Origin of the sequence: Aeromonas sp. FDAARGOS 1403 (genome assembly GCF_019047325.1) — a bacterium.
Taxonomy (GTDB): domain Bacteria; phylum Pseudomonadota; class Gammaproteobacteria; order Enterobacterales; family Aeromonadaceae; genus Aeromonas; species Aeromonas dhakensis.
Map to the genome: position 1 here is coordinate 328,756 of NZ_CP077249.1, position 15,905 is coordinate 344,660.

The following is a 15,905-nucleotide window of genomic DNA, read 5'->3' on the forward strand; positions in this document are numbered from 1 at the left end:
ATGAAACGGGACCATGACAGCCAGCCCTCCGGCCTGCTCAAGTACGCGGCCATCGGCGGCTTGCTGTTCCTGCACTTTCCGATCCTGTTCATCTTCCTCTACGCCTTCACCAGCGAGAGTAAGAGCTACCAGTTCCCGCCCCCCGGGCTCACCCTCAAGTGGTTCGAGGTGACCCTCAACCGCCCCGACGTGTGGCGCGCCATCCAGCTGTCGCTGGAGGTGGCCGGGCTCGCCACCCTGGTGGCCATGGTGCTCGGCACCCTGGCGGCAGGTGCCATCGCCCGCAGCCGCTTCTTCGGCCAGGAGGTAGTGTCACTGCTGCTAGTGTTGCCCATCGCCCTGCCCGGCATCGTCACCGGCATAGCGCTGCGCTCCGCCTATGGGGTGATGGAGATCCCCTTCAGCTTCTGGACCATCGTCATCGGTCACGCCACCTTCTGCGTGGTGGTGGTCTACAACAATGCCCTGGCGCGCTTTCGCAGTACCAACCAGAGCCTCATCGAGGCGTCGATGGATCTCGGCGCCGACGGCTTCCAGACTCTGCGCTACGTGATCCTGCCGAACCTCGCCACCGCGCTGCTGGCGGGGGGCATGCTGGCGTTCGCGCTGAGCTTTGACGAGGTGATCGTCACCACCTTCACCGCCGGCCAGCAGACCACGCTGCCGATCTGGATGTATCAGGAGCTGATCCGGCCACGGGACAGGCCGGTCACCAACGTGGTGGCGCTCATCATAGTGGCCTTCACCACCATTCCCATTCTGCTTGCCTACTACCTCACCCGCGACGGCCAGGACGTCGCCGGCAGTGGCAAATAATGACTCAACGCGTGCGCAAGGATGCAACCATGAAACTCTCTACCCAACTCTTGATCGACGGCCAGTTCGTCACCGGTGACGGCCAGGCCGAGCCCATCCTCAACCCGGCCACCGGCGAGCTGCTCGCCTCGGTGCCCGAAGCCTCGTTCGAGCAGGTGAACCGGGCGGTGAACGGCGCCCAGCGCGCCTTCGCCCAGTGGAGCCGCACCACTCCAGCCCAGCGTAGTACCCTGCTGCTGCGCCTGGCCGATGCCATCGAGCGCCACGCCGAGGAGTTCGCGGCCCTCGAATCCCTCAACTGCGGCAAACCCTATCTGGCGGTGCTGAACGACGAGCTGCCGGCGGTGGTGGACTGCTTCCGCTTCTTCGCCGGCGCGGCCCGCTGCCTGCAGGGGCCGCTGGCGGGGGAGTACATCGAGGGGCACACCAGCATGATCCGCCGCGATCCCATCGGGGTGGTGGGCAGTATCGCCCCCTGGAACTATCCGCTGATGATGGCGGCTTGGAAGATGGCCCCGGTGCTCGCCGCCGGCAATACGGTGGTGCTCAAGCCCTCCGAGCAGACCCCGCTCACCGCCCTGCGCCTAGCGGAGCTCGCCAGCGAGCTCTTCCCGCGCGGCGTCATCAACATCGTCTGCGGCCGGGGCGAGAGCGTGGGGGCACCGCTGGTGGAGCACCCGCTGGTGCGCATGGTGTCGCTCACCGGGGACATCGCCACCGGCCAGAAGATCTTGCAGAGCGCGGCGCGCACCATGAAGCGCACCCATCTCGAGCTGGGGGGCAAGGCGCCGGTCATCATCTTCGATGATGCGGACCTGGAGGCCGTGGTGGCGGGCATCCGCACCTTCGGCTTCTACAACGCCGGCCAGGATTGCACCGCCGCCTGCCGCATCTATGCCCAGGGCAAGATCTACGACAAGTTCGTCGCCGCCATGACGGAGGCGGTCGCCTCCATCAAGGTCGGCGGTCCGCGCGAGGAGGGGGTGGAGATGGGGCCGCTCATCTCGGACCGGCAGCGCAACCGGGTGGCGAGCTTCGTGGAGCGGGCCCAGAGCAGCGGCCACGTGGAGGTGACGGCGGGAGGCAAGATCCGCCCCGGCAACGGCTTCTTCTTCGAGCCGACCCTGATCGCCCATGCCCGTCAGGAGGACGAGATCGTACGCCGGGAGGTGTTTGGCCCCGTGGTGTCGGTGACCCGCTTCACAGACGCCGAGCAGGTGGTGCAGTGGGCCAACGACTCGGACTACGGCCTCGCCAGCTCGGTCTGGACCCGGGATCTCGGCCTTGCCAGCAAGGTGGCCAGCCACCTGCAGTACGGCTGCACCTGGATCAACACCCACTTCATGCTCACCTCCGAGATGCCCCACGGCGGCATGAAGATGTCCGGCTACGGCAAGGATCTCTCCCTCTACGCGCTGGAGGACTACACGGTGCCGCGGCATATCATGGTGAAATTGTAGAGGCGTATCAGGAGGCGCTCGACCGAGCGCCTGGCCTGTGGCAAGCATGAGCCCTCCCTGGCCGGGAGGGCTCATTCGTCTTAGAAATACACCGGGTAAGGAAGATGCGGCTGCGCCGCATAAGGTAATGGGGGCACGGTATTGGCTCCCCTGGCCCTCGCCGAGGCGAGGGGCGCGGCCAACCACCGAGACGCCCCCCGGTTGGGGATTGCCCCTCCCCTTATCCCTGGCCCCATAATGGCCGCTCATTGGAGGGGCCTTCATGTTTATCCTTGAGACCGTTCGCCTGAGGCTGCGCGATATGCGCCTCGACGACGAGGCGGCCTTCGTGGTCACCACCCAGGACGAACACTATCAGCGCTGCTATAGCGAGGAGGATGGTCTCTTCATCATGGTGACAAGGCGTCCGCAACTCGGGCTGCGAGCCGCTCATCCCATACCCCGTATGGTCAGGCCGATAAGCCGGCCCGACCCCCACAGTGATGACCCACATAGGAAGATGATATGTTGAGCAACCGACACCTTGGCCTTCACGCGTTGAGGTCATCAGCGAGCCGACCAGTGCGCTGGCTGCTGTGGTCCAGCCTTGTGATGCTCTGCTGCCTCGCCGGCGAGGCCCAGAGCCAGCCACAGATAGACACCAATCCGACAGGCTACGCCCTGCTCTATACCGGCCCAATCTCGGACCCGGACAGCAACGAGGCGATCGCCGCCGTGGTCAAACAGGCCGGCCTCCCCGTGGTTTATCTCGACAACCTGAGCGATCTCCCGGCCAAGCTGGCGGGCGCCCGTCTGTTTATCATCGGCGGGACCGAAGATGACGTCGAGCCCCTGGTTCATCGGTTCACCCCGGCCATCGCCGGGGCGCTCAAACGCTATCTGAGTCAGGGCGGGCGCTATCTGGGGATCTGCGGCGGTGCCTTTGTCGCGTCTCTGGGTTGGGCCGACGAGGGCAATTATGTGAAGGCGCTCGGTTTGGTGCCGGCAGAGTCTGACGACTACGACGGTGACTTCTCTCCCAAGATCCATCAGATTCGCTGGCTCGGGGAGGTGCGCCGCATGTACTACCAGGCCGGCCCTACCTTCGCCCTGCAGCCAGGCACCGAACCGGTGCGTGAACTTGCCTACTTCGACGATGGCCGGATCGCCGCATTGATGAGCGCCTACGGCAGGGGCAAGGTGGCCGTCTCAGGGCCCCATCCGGAAGCCCCCGCCAGCTGGAAAGCCAACGCGCAGGATGGCGATACCATGGAGTCCAATATCCACCTGGCCGTGCAACTAGTGCAGGAACTCCTCTCCGATCGCCCCGTCCTGACACCTCGCTAGCGCCGGCATCAGTTCGCCAGATCCCAGGGACAAACCTTGGCCAGCCCCTCCTTGCCACTGCTGGCCAGCGCCTGCTGCACCATCCGCTTGTAGCGATTCTTGATGTGCGCAGGCAGGGCCGGCACCAGCAGGCGTTCGTCAAATTCAGGCAGGGCCTGCGGCGGCAACACGGCCTGCTCCTCCGAGGTCAGCGGGGGGCGGGCCGATCCATTGCTGCCGGAAACCGTCGGTGTGCCCATCAACATGCGGCTCTGCAGGGGTTCGCTCAACAGGAAGTCGATCAGCAGGTAGGCCGCCTTGAGCCTGGCCGGATCATCCCCGACATCCCGCGCAATCGAGAGGGCATCAAGGGCATAGATGGCCCCCTCCCTTACCATGGCGATGCGCCACTGCTGACCGTTTTGCCGATTGCACTCCACCAGCTCCAGCCCCCAGGTGGTGGCCAGGCGCTGATGGCGCAGATCCTCGCACCGATTGGCCTGATTGAACCAGAAGCCCCGGCTCGCCTTGAGCCGCCGGGTCAGTTGCCCTTCCACTTCATTTTGCAATGGGCTATCGGCCAGCATTTCACCGCTGGCAAAGAGGGCGGGTGACTTGCCAAGAGAGAGCAACACGGAGAAGAGCAAGGGCTCAAACTGATCGCAGAAAACCGCAAATTGCCCCTGCCGCGTCGGCTCGGCCAACGCCTGCCAGCTGGTGGGCGGGGTGTTTTCCTGCTTGCTGTCGTAAGCCAGACTGAACATGGCATAGGAGAAGGGCACGGAATAGTTGCGCTCCCCCAACTTGTCATACTCGGTATTCTTGAGCGCCGGCCTCACCTCCTGGTAATGGCGCAAACGGCCAAAGTCGATGGGCAGCAGCAGCTTGAAGAGGGGTTGATGATGCGCCTTGTAGAAGTAGCTGGTCGGCATCACCACGTCGGCACTGCGGGTACGCAGAGCACGATAGACGCTGTCAAAGTCGGTGAGCAGCGGCTCGATCCGGGTCACCGTCGCCTCCACTCCCTCGCGCTTGGCGTACTCGGCAAATTGCTGTTCATATCCGGCGGGCAGATACCCCCACTCCAGCAGCCTGAGCTGCACCGGGGCAGCCAGGGCCGACCCCATACAACAGCAGGCCAACAAGACGAGACTACGCATGATCACTACTCCCACAACTGGTTCTTCAGGGAGTATAGGCTTCTGTGGAACGAGAAAACGGCAGGCGGCAGGATGCTGCCAGCGGACGGATGTCGCCAAGCAGACCCGCGCAATGCGTTGAACAGGCAGAATGTGTGCAAGCAGCACGGCACCGACGACATGGTCGGGCAGGGAAATGAAAGGCGGTCTATCGGAACAGAGGACCTGTCGCGCTTCGCGGCGCGGGAGTGCGGAGCGAGCTGGCCGCGCCGAGGATCTGCCGTATGGCGATCGACGGCTGGCTTGCACCTTTGAGCTCGGTAGCCAGAGCTGGGGCATATTCTTGCCAACGACGACAGGGAGGCCTCGGCCTCCCTGTCTGTCTCGCATGGGTGTCCGGTTGCCCGGGGATCCCTTAGCGCTGACGCCCGCTGCCGATACCGAACGGAATGCGGTAGTCGCTGCTCTGCTCACCCAGGCTCACGGTCAGGTTGCCCTGGGTGCGGCTCGGGATCTGCACCTGCTGGCTGCCCATCAGGTTGGCGTGCACGGAGGCAACCACATCACCAGACTCGTCACGCACTTCCAGCATGGGGTTGGCCTTGCCTTCGACGGCAGCGGTGGCGTGCCAGTTCACAAACAGCACACCCGGGGCGGCGTTGAAGTCAGCCGGAACGGAAGCCTGGGCAAAACCTGCGGTCATAAGGCTTGCAACGGTCAGCATCTTGATTACGTTTTTCATGTTCATTCACTCTCTTGGTTTCTATGTCATTGCCTGGGCCGTCGGCCCCGAATCAATGCATCCATGCAAGAGGTTATTCAAATAGTGTGTAGTTCTTTCACCAACATCAGACCTCCTATTTGAAGGTCTCACAGCCTTGAACGACCAGTTATTTGGCCGCTTGGCGTTCCTGCCTAAGCGTTGAGTGAATATTAAACATCCAGACTTGCCATTGTTAGCGAGATAAACTGGCCTAGATGTTCAAAAAATCTGAAGTGGCTGTACATCCCAGGTTCAGCCAATGACGGGCAAGAAAAAGGGCAGGATAACCTGCCCTTGGTGTTGGAAAGTGCGCGCAGGCCGGTACCACTAGCCACCAGCCAGCTCTGCTGCCGTCATGGGTCGCAGCACCTTGCAGGGATTGCCGGCCGCCACCACGCCCGCCGGCACATCCTTGGTCACCACGGAGCCCGCGCCGATCACGCTGTTGTCCCCTATGGTGACGCCGGGGCAGATGACGACGCTGCCACCGATCCAGACGTTGTGGCCGATCCGCACCGGCTTGCCGAACTCCACCCCCTTGATGCGCGGCGCCACCGCCACCGGGTGAGCGGCCGTGTAGATCTGCACACCGGGCGCCAGCAGCACGTTGTCGCCGATGTGCACCTCGCACACGTCGAGGATGGTGCAGTTAACGTTGGCGTAGAAGTTCTCGCCCACGAAGATGTTGGCCCCGTAGTCGCAAAAGAAGGGCGGGTTGATGGCGCACTCCTTGCCGCGGCTGCCCAGCAGTTCATGGAGCAGGGCATCGCGCGCCGGTTTCTCCTGCCAGCTGGTGTTGAAGGTGTGATAGAGCCTGCGGCAGCGCTCGCGCGCCGCCTTGAGCTCGGGGTCGCCCGCATCATAGGGCTCCCCCGCCACCATCTTCTGCCACTCGGGGCCGCGCACCAGCTGCGGCGCCGGGAAGCCCGGCTGGGTCGTTGTCGTTGCGTCAGTCATCTATTCCACCAACCAGATCAGGGATTCATAAGGGCGCAGCATACAGGATTGCGGCCGGGCCGGGCTATCCGGGTAGTTGCCAAGCAGCAGACGCCCCTTGCCGGTGGCCAGCTCCTCCGGCAGTGCGAAGCTGATCGGCTCGCCGTAGAAGTTGCTCACCACCAGCAGGGTCTGACCGTCGGCGCGGCGGGCATAGGCCCAGATCTGCGGATGCCCCGCCAGCACCTCCTGATAATCCCCCTGAGTGAAGATGGGATGACTCTTGCGCAGGCGGATCAAATCCCGGTAGTGCCAGAACACCGACCCCGGGTCGGCCAGCGCCGCCTCGGCATTGATCGCGGGATAGTTGGCGGCGGGCTTGAGCCAGGGGGTACCGGCCGTGAAGCCCGCATTGGCCGCAGCGCTCCACTGCATCGGGGTACGCGAGTTGTCACGGGACTTGGCGCCGAGAATGGCCAGGATCTCGGCCTCACCCATCCCCTCGGCATGCTTGATGGCGAAGATGTTGCGGCTCTCCACGTCCTGATAGTCATCGATGCGCTGATAGCCGGGGTTGGTCATGCCGATCTCCTCCCCCTGATAGATGTAGGGGGTGCCCTGCAAGCCGTGCAGTGTGCTGGCCAGCATCTTGGCCGCTACCACCCTATGTTCGCCCTCGTCACCGAAGCGGGAGACGATGCGCGGCTGATCGTGGTTGCACCAGAACAGCGCCGACCACCCCTTGCCGTGCATGCCGCTCTGCCAGTGGTTGAAGATGCGCTTGAGTTCGAGGAAATCGAACGGCGCCTTGGTCCACTTGTCGCCATTGGGGTAGTCCACCTTGAGGTGGTGGAAGTTGAACACCATGGAGAGCTCGGAGCCATCCAGCGCGCCATAGCGCTGGCAGTGCTCCAGGCTGGTGGAGGACATCTCTCCCACCGTCATGGCACTGACCGGGGCGAACACGTCACGACTCACGTCCTGCAAAAATTCGTGGATGCGCGGCCCGTCGGTGTAGAAGCGGCGACCATCGCCACTGTCGTCGCTCGGGAAGCGCTGATCCTTGGAGATGAGGTTGATGACGTCGAGCCGGAAACCGTCCACTCCCTTCTTGGCCCAGAAGTGGATGATCTTCTTCACCTCGGCGCGCACCGCCGGGTTCTCCCAGTTGAGATCCGCCTGCTCGCGGGCAAAGAGGTGCAGGTAGTACTGGCCGGTGGCGCTGTCCAGCTCCCAGGCGCTGCCGCCAAACTTGGATTGCCAGTTGTTCGGCACGCCCCCCTCCACCGGGTCTTTCCAGATGTAGTAGTCGCGGTAGGGGCTGTTCTTGTCCCCCAGCGCCGACTTGAACCAGGCGTGCTCGGTGGAGGTGTGGTTGACGACTATGTCCATCACGATCCGAATGTCGCGCGCGTGGGCGGCGGCCAAGAGCGCCTCGAAGTCGGCCATGGTGCCGTAGGCGGGATCAATATTCAGGTAGTCGGCGATGTCGTAGCCGTTGTCCACCTGCGGCGAGACGTACACCGGAGTCAGCCAGAGGGCGTCGACGCCGAGGGTCTTGAGATAGTCGAGGCGGGCCATGATCCCCTTGAGATCGCCAGTGCCGCGCGCGCCACTGTCCTGAAAGCTCTTGGGGTAGATCTGGTAAATCACGGCGCTCTGCCACCAGGGTGTTTGGCTCATGGGTCTTGCTCTTGTCTCGAATGAAAAAGGGAGAGGGCGACCCCGGCGGGTCGCCCTGATGCGTGGAGTCAGGCGCTGGCCTGAGCCAGCTTGCCGGCCGCCTGCCGGCGCTGGTAAACCAGCAGAGTCAGCACGATAGGCACGACGATGGCCACCAGCATGGCGATGGCATAGACGGCCCAGTATTGCGGCTGGATGGAGAGGATGCCCGGCAGGCCCCCTACCCCGATGCCGTTGGCCATCACCCCGGCGAAGCCGCAGATGAGGGCCGCAAGGCTCGAGCCCACCATGGCGCACAGCATGGGGAACTTGTACTTGAGGTTGATGCCGTACATGGCCGGCTCGGTCACCCCCAGATAGGCGGAGATGGCGGCAGGCACCGAGATCTCCCGCTCGTTCTCCTTGCGGCTGATCAGAATGATGCCGACCACCGCAGACGCCTGGGCGATATTGGAGAGGGCGATCAGCGGCCAAATCGGGGTGCCGCCCATGCTCTGCATCAGCTGCAGATCCACCGCGTTGGTGGTGTGGTGGATACCGGTGATGACCAGGGGCGCGTAGAGGAAGCCGAACAGGGCGGCACCGATGGGAGCAAACGAACCTGTCATGGCAGCCTTGGCGGCAAAGCCGACGCCGTCACCCAGCCAGCGCCCGAACGGGCCGATAAAGGCGTGGGCCACGATCACCGCCAGCAGCAGGGAGATGAAGGGAACTATGACCAGGTAGAGGTAGGCCGGGATGAGCCGCTTGAGATTGGTCTCCACCCAGGCAAGGAAGACACCCGCCAGCAGGGCCGGGATGACCTGGGCCTGATAACCCACCTTCTGGATGACGAACAGACCAAAGTCCCACACCTCGGGGGTCTGCTGGCCGATGCCGTAGGCATTCATCAGCTGGGGCGACACCAGCGTGATACCGAGCACGATACCCAGGATCTCGGAGCCGCCCATCTTCTTCACCGCCGACCAGCAGACGCCCACCGGCAGGAAGTGGAAGATGGCCTCACCCAGCAGCCAGAGGAAGGCGTGCACCTGAGCCCAGAACTGGCTGATCTCGGTGAGGGTGTGGGTGCCATCGTCGAACATCTTGATGTCGCCGATGACGTTGCGAAAGCCCAGGATCAGACCGCCGGTGATGATGGCCGGCAGCAGGGGCACGAAGATCTCCGCCAGGTGGGAGATGCCCCGCTCCAGCGGATTCATGTTCTGGCGCGCCGCCTGCTTGGCGGCCTCCTTGCTGCCGCCGCTGACGCCGATCTCTTCGGTCAGCGCCTTGTACCACTGTTCCACCTCGTTGCCGATGACCACCTGGAACTGGCCGCCCTGGGTGAAGCTTCCCTTCACCGCCGGGATGGTTTCGATGGCCTTGCTGTCGGCCTTGGCCGGATCGTTGAGGACGAAGCGCAACCGGGTCAGGCAGTGGCTGACGGTTGCGATGTTCTCCTTGCCACCGATCTTGTCGATGAGCGTGGCCAGATGTTGTGCGTTGATCTTGGACATGAGCCTTCCCTCTGTGACTCCATTGATATTGGTCTGCGTCGCCCTTTTGGGCCAGTCTGTGGGCCCGAGCGTTTTTGGTATCGTTCCCATTTAGCATGCCGCCAATTGGTCACGATCAAAATGGGAACGTTCCCAATTCGTGGTCGAGGTCACAAAAAGCGCATTTTTTGTGCGGCGCTAGGTGATGGAGTTCACAAAGAGTGGCAGGGGGCTATGGTCGCCAGCGGGCGCTGATCCTGCTCGATCTGGCCGAGCAGCTGGCGCGCGGCCTGCTCCCCCGCCCCCTTGTAGCCGAGATCCAGACTGAGGGCGTTGGGGAAGAGAAAGGTGAGCATGGGGTTGTTGCCAAGGCCGGTCACCAGCACCTCGCTGCGCCCCTGCTCCTGCAGGTACTTGGCGGCGCCAATGGCCAGGGTGTCGCTGGCGCAGACCAGGGCGCCCGTGGTCGGGGTGAGCAGTTCCCCCGCCAGCCGGTAGCCGCTCTGCAGACTGAGATCGCCGAGGGCGCTGCGCGCCGTCAGCCCCTGTTCGCCGCAGTAGCCGAGGTAGGCATCGAGCCGGCGCTGGCCGGTGGTGAGATCGGCGGTGTCCACCCCCAGGTAGGCGATGTCGCGGATGCCGCGGTTAGCGAGCTGGCCCAGCATGGTGCGCACCGCACCGGCATCGTCGAAACAGACCGAGGAGAAACCGGGATGGTCGCGGGCCACCAGCACCAGCTTCTCCCTGAGCGGCGCCATGGCGGCATAGTCCAGATCGTTGAAGGCGAACAAAATGATGCCATCCACCCCGCGCCGCTCCAGCACCGCCAGATGCTCCTGCACCTTGGCGGGGGAGAACTTGCTCTCCATCAGCACGGCGTCGTAGCCGCGCCGGTAGAGGGTCTCCAGCATGCCGCGCACCGCCTGGTTTTCCGAGCTGGAGTCGAGCCGCGAGACGATGATCCCCACCACCTGCTGGCTCTGGCTGCGCATGGCCCGCGCCGACTTGCTCGGCACGAAGCCGTGCTCGGCGATGATCTGCTCCACCCGCTCGCGGGTCGCCTGCTTCACCTTGGGATCCTGGTTGAGCACCCGGGAGACGGTCGACTTGCCGACACCACTGAGTCGGGCGATATCGAGGATGGTCAGTTTTTTGTCCATGAAGTGGCTCACAGGGGCTCGGCGGTGGAATTGCCCACATTGTTGTGATTAACCCCTGTGAATACAAGCCCATGGCGTTAGAATGCCCTTTTGGCGCCGGCGCATGCCGTGCCACCCGCCATCGCACAGGACGCGCATCATGGATCTGTTGGCCAGTCTGCACTTCTCTCTCTCCATCACGGGCCCCATCTGCGTGGTACTGCTGCTCGGCATCTGGCTCAAGCAGCTGGGCCTGCTGCCGGACAGCTTCGTCGAGTCCGCCTCCCGTCTGGTGTTTCAGGTCACCCTGCCGGCACTCCTGTTTCTCAGCATGGTGCGCACCGATTTCTCCACCATGCCGAGCCCCTGGCTCATCGTCTACGGCCTGCTCGGCACCCTCACAGGTTTTCTGGTGCTGGAGCTGCTGGCGGCCCGCTTCATCCCCGAGCGGCGCCAGCGCGGCATCTTCGTGCAAGGGAGCTTTCGCGGCAACATGGGGATCATGGGGCTGGCCTATGTGCAGAATGCCTACGGCGCCGAGGGGATCGGCGCCGCCGCCCTGCTGGTGGGCTCGGTCACCGTGCTCTACAACGTGCTTGCGGTGATCACCCTGACCCGCAGCCTGGGGGGCAGCAAGGGGCTCAAGCCGATCCTCAGGGGGATCGCCAAAAACCCGCTGATCATCGCCATACTGGCGGCCCTGCCATTCGGCCTGCTCGGCATCGAGCTGCCCCAGCTGGTGATCACCACGGGCAACTACTTCGCCAACATGACCCTGCCGCTGGCGCTGCTCTGCACCGGCGCCAGCCTCAACCTCAAGGCCCTGCGCGGCGGCGCCCTGCTGACCGGCTGGGCCACCGCCAACCGGCTGCTGTGCATCCCGGTGCTGCTGGTGATGGGCGCCTGGGCGCTCGGCTTCAGCCCGCAGGCACTCGGCATCCTGTTTCTCATCAGCTCCACCCCCACCGCCGCCGCCAGCTATGTGATGACCCGCGCCATGGGGGGCGACAGTGCCCTGGCAGCCAACATCATCGCCACCACCACGCTAGGCTCGCTCGTCACCACCAGCCTGGGGGCCACCCTGATGAACTACCTGGGGCTGATGGGCTAGCCAGCAGCAAACGTGCTGGCCCTCACCCCTTCATCACCCCCTTGACCTTGCCGCGGGCGGCAGCTTTACGCTGACTCTCAATCAACAGAGGAGATATCCCATGACCATCGAACTCACCGTCTCCGGCATGTCCTGCGGTGGCTGCGCCGCCAGCCTGCAAAAAGCCCTGCTGGCCCAGCCTGCCGTCAGCAGCGCCAGCGTCGACTTTGCCAGCAGCAAGGCCATCATCGAGAGCGAACTGAGCAAGGCCGAGCTGATCGCCCTGATCGAAACCAAAGGCTTCTCGGCGAGTTAAATTATCTCCATATAGGTATAAAACAGGTTAAAATTCTGTACCCAGCTGTTTTTTGGTGAGAGTCATCACAAACCCCTGCAACAGAAAGCGCAAACTTGCTGCAATTTTTATCACCCAGAAGGAATTGCAGCATGACTCTCCCGATCCGCAAGACCCTGCTCGCCGCCGTCCTCGGCCTGACCCTCTCCCCGATGGCCATGGCCCTGCCCAACGTCCATATCCTGGCCACCGGCGGCACCATTGCCGGGGCGGGGCAGTCCGCCACCCAGTCCAACTACGAGGCCGGCAAGGTGGCCATCGAGACGCTGATCGCCGCCGTGCCCGAGATGAAGAACGTGGCCGACGTGCAGGGCGAGCAGGTGGTGAAGATCGGCTCCCAGGACATGAACGACGAGGTGTGGCTCAAGCTCGCCAAGCGGGTCAACGAGCTGCTGGCCAGGGATGACGTGGACGGCATAGTCATCACCCACGGCACCGACACCATGGAAGAGACCGCCTACTTCCTCAATCTGACCGTCAAGAGCGACAAGCCGGTGGTGCTGGTCGGCGCCATGCGCCCCTCCACCGCCATGAGCGCCGACGGCCCGATGAACCTCTACAACGCCGTGGTCACCGCCTCCGACCCCGCCTCCAAGGGGCGTGGCGTCATGGTGGCGATGAACGACACCGTGCTCGATGCCCGCGACGTCACCAAGACCAACACCACAGGGGTACAGACCTTCGCCTCCCCCAACTTCGGCCCGCTCGGCTACATCCACAACGGCAAGATCGACTATCAGCGCAGCCCGGCCCGTCTGCACACCAGCAAGACCCCGTTTGACGTGAGCAAGCTCGACAAGCTGCCCCAGGTCGGCATCGTCTACAGCTACGCCAACGCTTCTGATCTGCCGGCCAAGGCCCTGGTGGATGCCAAGTTCGATGGCATCGTCAGCGCCGGGGTGGGCAACGGCAACCTCTACCACACCCTGTTCGACACCCTGGCCAAGGCGAGCAAGGACGGCATCCGCGTAGTGCGCTCCGCCCGCGTGCCGACCGGCTCCACCACTCTGGATGCCGAGATCGATGACGCCAAGTACGGCTTCGTCGCCGCCGAGACCCTCAACCCGCAGAAGGCGCGGATCCTGTTGATGCTCTCGCTTACCCAGAGCAAGGATCCGGCCCAGATCCAGCGCTGGTTCCAGCAGTTCTGATCTCCCTGCCGGCCTCGGCCGGCAGAGGGAATGATCATAAAAAAGGCGGGATACTATCCCGCCCTTGTTCGTGGCAAATGGCACGTCAGCCCATGATCAGCCAGCCGCAGAAGCCAAGATAGATCAGCCCCACCCAGGCGAGCCTGCCCGCCGTCATCCGCTCCCGACTGAACCCCCACCACAACAGGACGACCGCCAGCAGGGTCACCAGCGAGGAGACCATCATGGTGCTGTCCAGCAGCCAAGGGGTGAACAACAGGCAGAACGCCTTGGGAATGGTGCCCTGGATCATCATGGCCCCCGAGATATTGGCCAGTGCCAGCCGGTGCTTGCCCTGCCGCACCCAGATCAGCACGTTCATCAGCTCGGGCATCTCGGTCGCCACCGGGCTCAGCAACAGGGCCGCCAGCACCGGCGAGAGACCGAACAGCTCGCCCATGCTCTCCAGCTGGTGAACGAACAGCTGGGCCGCCAGCGCCACCACCACCAGCGCCACCAGCGTCTGCAGCAGCACCTTGCCGAGCGCCGGGATCTCGGCGCCCGGATCCAGCTTGAGGGGCTCTGGCAACTCGACCTCGTGGCTGTCGGTCTGTTTCAGCTCGCGCCGCACATAGACCAGATACACCAGCACGAACAGCGGAGCCAGCCAGGCCTTGCCGGTAAAGGCCACCATGCCGAGGGCCACCGCCACCAGGAAGATGCCGACGAACCAGGCCTGATCGCGGCCTATCTCGCGCTGCACCTCGCCATCGATGGCCCTGTGCTCCCGGCTCATGCACAGCAGCAGGGTCACGCCGACGGCGGCATAACCTATGGTGGCCAGCACCAGCGGGCCGCCGAGGGCGGCACCTATGCCTATCTGCTGCTGAGCGGGGGCATCCCCCATCAGCAAGGCGGTCAGGGTGACGATGCATTCGGGCAGGGCCGTGCCTAGGGCCGCCAGCAGGGAGCCGGTGGCGCTCTGGGATAACTTGAAGTGGTGGCCGGTCCATTCGATGCCGTTGACGAAATATTCGCAGGCCAGATAGATGGTGACGGCAGAGAGCAGAAATAACAGCAGGGTGATCAGCATGATGAGTAACCGCCAGGCGAGCAGAACAACCAATGGACCCGATATGGCTCGCCCGGCTGGCTTGCATATCGAGGCCAAAGGTCTTGCAGAGCGATGGATGCCATCGCCGCCCATGCCATGGATCTGAGGATCCAAGAATGTTGACATGAGCCCTGCCCGGATCACGGGCGGGTTGCTACTCCCCTATGACAGTGCGGGCTTTTTACCAAGTTGACCGCCACCCCACAAGGCAAACTAATGATCATTGACTCAACAAGTTGTAAGGGAATGTAACCGTCCACCCATCGGCTTTGCCATCCGGATCCACTCCAATGCCGGTGAGTTCCTCGCCTTGGCACACCGTTTGCTATGAGATGACTACTGTCCACACTGATTTGGGAAGGGTGAACGATGAAACGGTGGATCCAACATTTCTATCAACTGAACCGCCTCAACTGGCTGATGGTCTGGCTGCTGCTCTGCTGCAGCATCATTCTGCTGTTTCCGGCCGGTTTGATGCAGGGGGCCGTCAGCCAGTGGGCCGCCACACACGCCGCCTGGCTCGGGGTCGGCATGCTGATCGCCATCTCCTACTTCTGCAGTCAGGGCTTCCTGATCGCCTGGGAGTGGGCCTGTGACGAATGGCAGTCGCGCCGTCAGCAGGATCAGCTGGCCCAGATGATCTCCTTCCTCGACTTCAACGAGAAGGCGGTGCTGCGCGAGTTCGTGCTGCAACGCAAAAGCGTCATAAACTTGCCGATCACCGAGCCCGCCGTCAAAAACCTGATGGATGCCGGTGTGCTCACCTACGCCTATGGCAAGCCGGCCCGGGAGAAAGAGGACGAGAACCAGATCCGCGCCCTGATGATCGCCCTGCCCGCCCGCCCGCTGCTCACCTACAAGGTGCTGGGGCTGTCGCGCGGCAAGATGAGTGACGAGCAGGTGGAGCAGATCATGAACGCCAGACCCAAGTTCGCGCAGAAAAGCTTCCAGCGCTGATCGTCGTTCCCGCCAATAAAAAGAGCCGGCCCTGTGGCCGGCTCTGTCGTTTCTGCCCGTTACTGGGTTCTGGCCTTGAGATACCCGGCATAGTCAGGGATCTGCACGCTGAACGCCTGGCGCATGTGGGGGCTGTCCATGATGAAATCGGCAGTCGCCTCGTTGGTGGCGACCGGGATGTTCCAGACTGCCGCGAGGCGCAGCAAGGCCTTCACGTCCGGATCGTGGGGCACCGCATTGAGGGGATCCCAGAAGAAGATCAGCACGTCGATCTTGCCCTCGGCTATCAGGGCGCCAAGCTGCTGGTCGCCCCCCATGGGGCCGGAGAAGAGACAGGTGATGGGCAGCTGTGCCTGCTTGCCGAGCATGGTGCCTGTGGTGCCGGTGGCGTAGAGGTGGTGGAGCTTGAGCTCCTCCTTGCGCCGCATCACCCAGTTCAGCAGAGGGGTCTTCATGTTGTCGTGAGCCACCAGCGCCACTCGCTTGTGGGGCGCCATCTCACGGGCGATCTGTTCCATGGACATCATCCGTAGCAGTGTT

15 protein-coding genes, 1 pseudogene and 1 riboswitch are annotated in these 15,905 nt (G+C 63.4%); of the genes and pseudogenes, 8 read left to right on the plus strand and 8 right to left on the minus strand.

Annotated elements, in window-relative coordinates:
* The 4 genes and pseudogenes from I6L33_RS01670 to I6L33_RS01680 all read left to right on the plus strand — a co-directional run bounded on the left by I6L33_RS01670 (position 1) and on the right by I6L33_RS01680 (position 3,602).
* Entirely contained in the window at positions 1–816 is an 816-nt protein-coding gene (locus tag I6L33_RS01670) for an ABC transporter permease (protein ID WP_216973449.1), read from the plus strand.
* A gap of 29 nt (positions 817–845) precedes the next feature.
* Complete coding sequence (locus I6L33_RS01675; protein WP_041204954.1) at positions 846–2,276, plus strand: gamma-aminobutyraldehyde dehydrogenase; 1,431 nt, start codon at positions 846–848, stop codon at positions 2,274–2,276.
* Positions 2,277–2,538: 262 nt separating this feature from the next.
* Positions 2,539–2,658 (plus strand): annotated as a pseudogene (locus I6L33_RS22175) (GNAT family N-acetyltransferase); the annotation flags it as partial.
* A gap of 179 nt (positions 2,659–2,837) precedes the next feature.
* On the plus strand, positions 2,838–3,602 hold the full coding sequence (locus I6L33_RS01680; protein ID WP_054543554.1) for a hypothetical protein: 765 nt from the start codon (positions 2,838–2,840) through the stop codon (positions 3,600–3,602).
* 8 nt (positions 3,603–3,610) lie between these two features.
* On the opposite strand, the gene I6L33_RS01685 is transcribed toward I6L33_RS01680, so the two are convergent.
* The 6 genes from I6L33_RS01685 to treR form a co-directional block, all read right to left on the minus strand.
* Complete coding sequence (locus I6L33_RS01685; protein WP_211048646.1) at positions 3,611–4,708, minus strand: PotD/PotF family extracellular solute-binding protein; 1,098 nt, start codon at positions 4,706–4,708, stop codon at positions 3,611–3,613.
* A 427-nt stretch (positions 4,709–5,135) separates the two neighbouring features.
* Positions 5,136–5,468 (minus strand): hypothetical protein, encoded by a 333-nt coding sequence (locus I6L33_RS01690; RefSeq protein WP_095591529.1) that lies wholly within the window; start codon positions 5,466–5,468, stop codon positions 5,136–5,138.
* Between the two features lie 342 nt (positions 5,469–5,810).
* On the minus strand, positions 5,811–6,440 hold the full coding sequence (locus tag I6L33_RS01695; protein ID WP_017788206.1) for a sugar O-acetyltransferase: 630 nt from the start codon (positions 6,438–6,440) through the stop codon (positions 5,811–5,813).
* Positions 6,441–8,102, minus strand: coding sequence for an alpha,alpha-phosphotrehalase (gene treC / locus I6L33_RS01700; protein WP_216973450.1), 1,662 nt, complete (start codon positions 8,100–8,102; stop codon positions 6,441–6,443).
* Between the two features lie 68 nt (positions 8,103–8,170).
* Positions 8,171–9,601 (minus strand): PTS trehalose transporter subunit IIBC, encoded by a 1,431-nt coding sequence (gene treB / locus I6L33_RS01705; RefSeq protein ID WP_216973451.1) that lies wholly within the window; start codon positions 9,599–9,601, stop codon positions 8,171–8,173.
* A gap of 191 nt (positions 9,602–9,792) precedes the next feature.
* Positions 9,793–10,740 carry a trehalose operon repressor TreR gene (gene treR / locus I6L33_RS01710; protein WP_216973452.1) on the minus strand — a complete coding sequence of 316 codons (948 nt, stop codon included), beginning with the start codon at positions 10,738–10,740 and terminating at the stop codon, positions 9,793–9,795.
* A 139-nt stretch (positions 10,741–10,879) separates the two neighbouring features.
* On the opposite strand from treR, the gene I6L33_RS01715 reads away from it, so the two are divergent.
* From I6L33_RS01715 to ansB, 3 genes are all read left to right on the plus strand, one after another.
* Positions 10,880–11,830 carry an AEC family transporter gene (locus I6L33_RS01715; RefSeq protein ID WP_216973453.1) on the plus strand — a complete coding sequence of 317 codons (951 nt, stop codon included), beginning with the start codon at positions 10,880–10,882 and terminating at the stop codon, positions 11,828–11,830.
* A 100-nt stretch (positions 11,831–11,930) separates the two neighbouring features.
* Positions 11,931–12,125 (plus strand): heavy-metal-associated domain-containing protein, encoded by a 195-nt coding sequence (locus I6L33_RS01720; RefSeq protein ID WP_005305523.1) that lies wholly within the window; start codon positions 11,931–11,933, stop codon positions 12,123–12,125.
* Between the two features lie 131 nt (positions 12,126–12,256).
* Positions 12,257–13,315, plus strand: coding sequence for an L-asparaginase 2 (gene ansB, locus I6L33_RS01725; RefSeq protein WP_216973454.1), 1,059 nt, complete (start codon positions 12,257–12,259; stop codon positions 13,313–13,315).
* Positions 13,316–13,400: 85 nt separating this feature from the next.
* Here the strand turns inward: ansB and I6L33_RS01730 are convergent, their stop codons facing one another.
* Positions 13,401–14,387 carry a sodium:calcium antiporter gene (locus I6L33_RS01730; protein ID WP_254204955.1) on the minus strand — a complete coding sequence of 329 codons (987 nt, stop codon included), beginning with the start codon at positions 14,385–14,387 and terminating at the stop codon, positions 13,401–13,403.
* A gap of 89 nt (positions 14,388–14,476) precedes the next feature.
* A riboswitch (yybP-ykoY riboswitch) is annotated at positions 14,477–14,583 on the minus strand.
* Positions 14,584–14,777: 194 nt separating this feature from the next.
* On the opposite strand from I6L33_RS01730, the gene I6L33_RS01735 reads away from it, so the two are divergent.
* Positions 14,778–15,365, plus strand: coding sequence for a superinfection exclusion B family protein (locus I6L33_RS01735; protein WP_005305531.1), 588 nt, complete (start codon positions 14,778–14,780; stop codon positions 15,363–15,365).
* 59 nt (positions 15,366–15,424) lie between these two features.
* Here the strand turns inward: I6L33_RS01735 and I6L33_RS01740 are convergent, their stop codons facing one another.
* Positions 15,425–15,883 (minus strand): methylglyoxal synthase, encoded by a 459-nt coding sequence (locus tag I6L33_RS01740; protein WP_005305534.1) that lies wholly within the window; start codon positions 15,881–15,883, stop codon positions 15,425–15,427.
* Positions 15,884–15,905 lie beyond the last annotated feature (22 nt).

What these genes read in the sequence shown, in the direction of transcription:
- I6L33_RS01695 (WP_017788206.1), bottom strand. Translation starts at nt 6,440, where the DNA reads ATGACTGACGCAACGACAACGACCCAGCCGGGCTTCCCGGCGCCGCAG.
- I6L33_RS01735 (WP_005305531.1), top strand. Translation starts at nt 14,778, where the DNA reads ATGAAACGGTGGATCCAACATTTCTATCAACTGAACCGCCTCAACTGG.
- treC (WP_216973450.1), bottom strand. Translation starts at nt 8,102, where the DNA reads ATGAGCCAAACACCCTGGTGGCAGAGCGCCGTGATTTACCAGATCTAC.
- ansB (WP_216973454.1), top strand. Translation starts at nt 12,257, where the DNA reads ATGACTCTCCCGATCCGCAAGACCCTGCTCGCCGCCGTCCTCGGCCTG.
- I6L33_RS01740 (WP_005305534.1), bottom strand. Translation starts at nt 15,883, where the DNA reads ATGGAACAGATCGCCCGTGAGATGGCGCCCCACAAGCGAGTGGCGCTG.
- I6L33_RS01720 (WP_005305523.1), top strand. Translation starts at nt 11,931, where the DNA reads ATGACCATCGAACTCACCGTCTCCGGCATGTCCTGCGGTGGCTGCGCC.
- treB (WP_216973451.1), bottom strand. Translation starts at nt 9,601, where the DNA reads ATGTCCAAGATCAACGCACAACATCTGGCCACGCTCATCGACAAGATC.
- I6L33_RS01715 (WP_216973453.1), top strand. Translation starts at nt 10,880, where the DNA reads ATGGATCTGTTGGCCAGTCTGCACTTCTCTCTCTCCATCACGGGCCCC.
- I6L33_RS01675 (WP_041204954.1), top strand. Translation starts at nt 846, where the DNA reads ATGAAACTCTCTACCCAACTCTTGATCGACGGCCAGTTCGTCACCGGT.
- I6L33_RS01670 (WP_216973449.1), top strand. Translation starts at nt 1, where the DNA reads ATGAAACGGGACCATGACAGCCAGCCCTCCGGCCTGCTCAAGTACGCG.
- I6L33_RS01685 (WP_211048646.1), bottom strand. Translation starts at nt 4,708, where the DNA reads ATGGGGTCGGCCCTGGCTGCCCCGGTGCAGCTCAGGCTGCTGGAGTGG.
- I6L33_RS01730 (WP_254204955.1), bottom strand. Translation starts at nt 14,387, where the DNA reads ATGCTGATCACCCTGCTGTTATTTCTGCTCTCTGCCGTCACCATCTAT.
- I6L33_RS01690 (WP_095591529.1), bottom strand. Translation starts at nt 5,468, where the DNA reads ATGAACATGAAAAACGTAATCAAGATGCTGACCGTTGCAAGCCTTATG.
- treR (WP_216973452.1), bottom strand. Translation starts at nt 10,740, where the DNA reads ATGGACAAAAAACTGACCATCCTCGATATCGCCCGACTCAGTGGTGTC.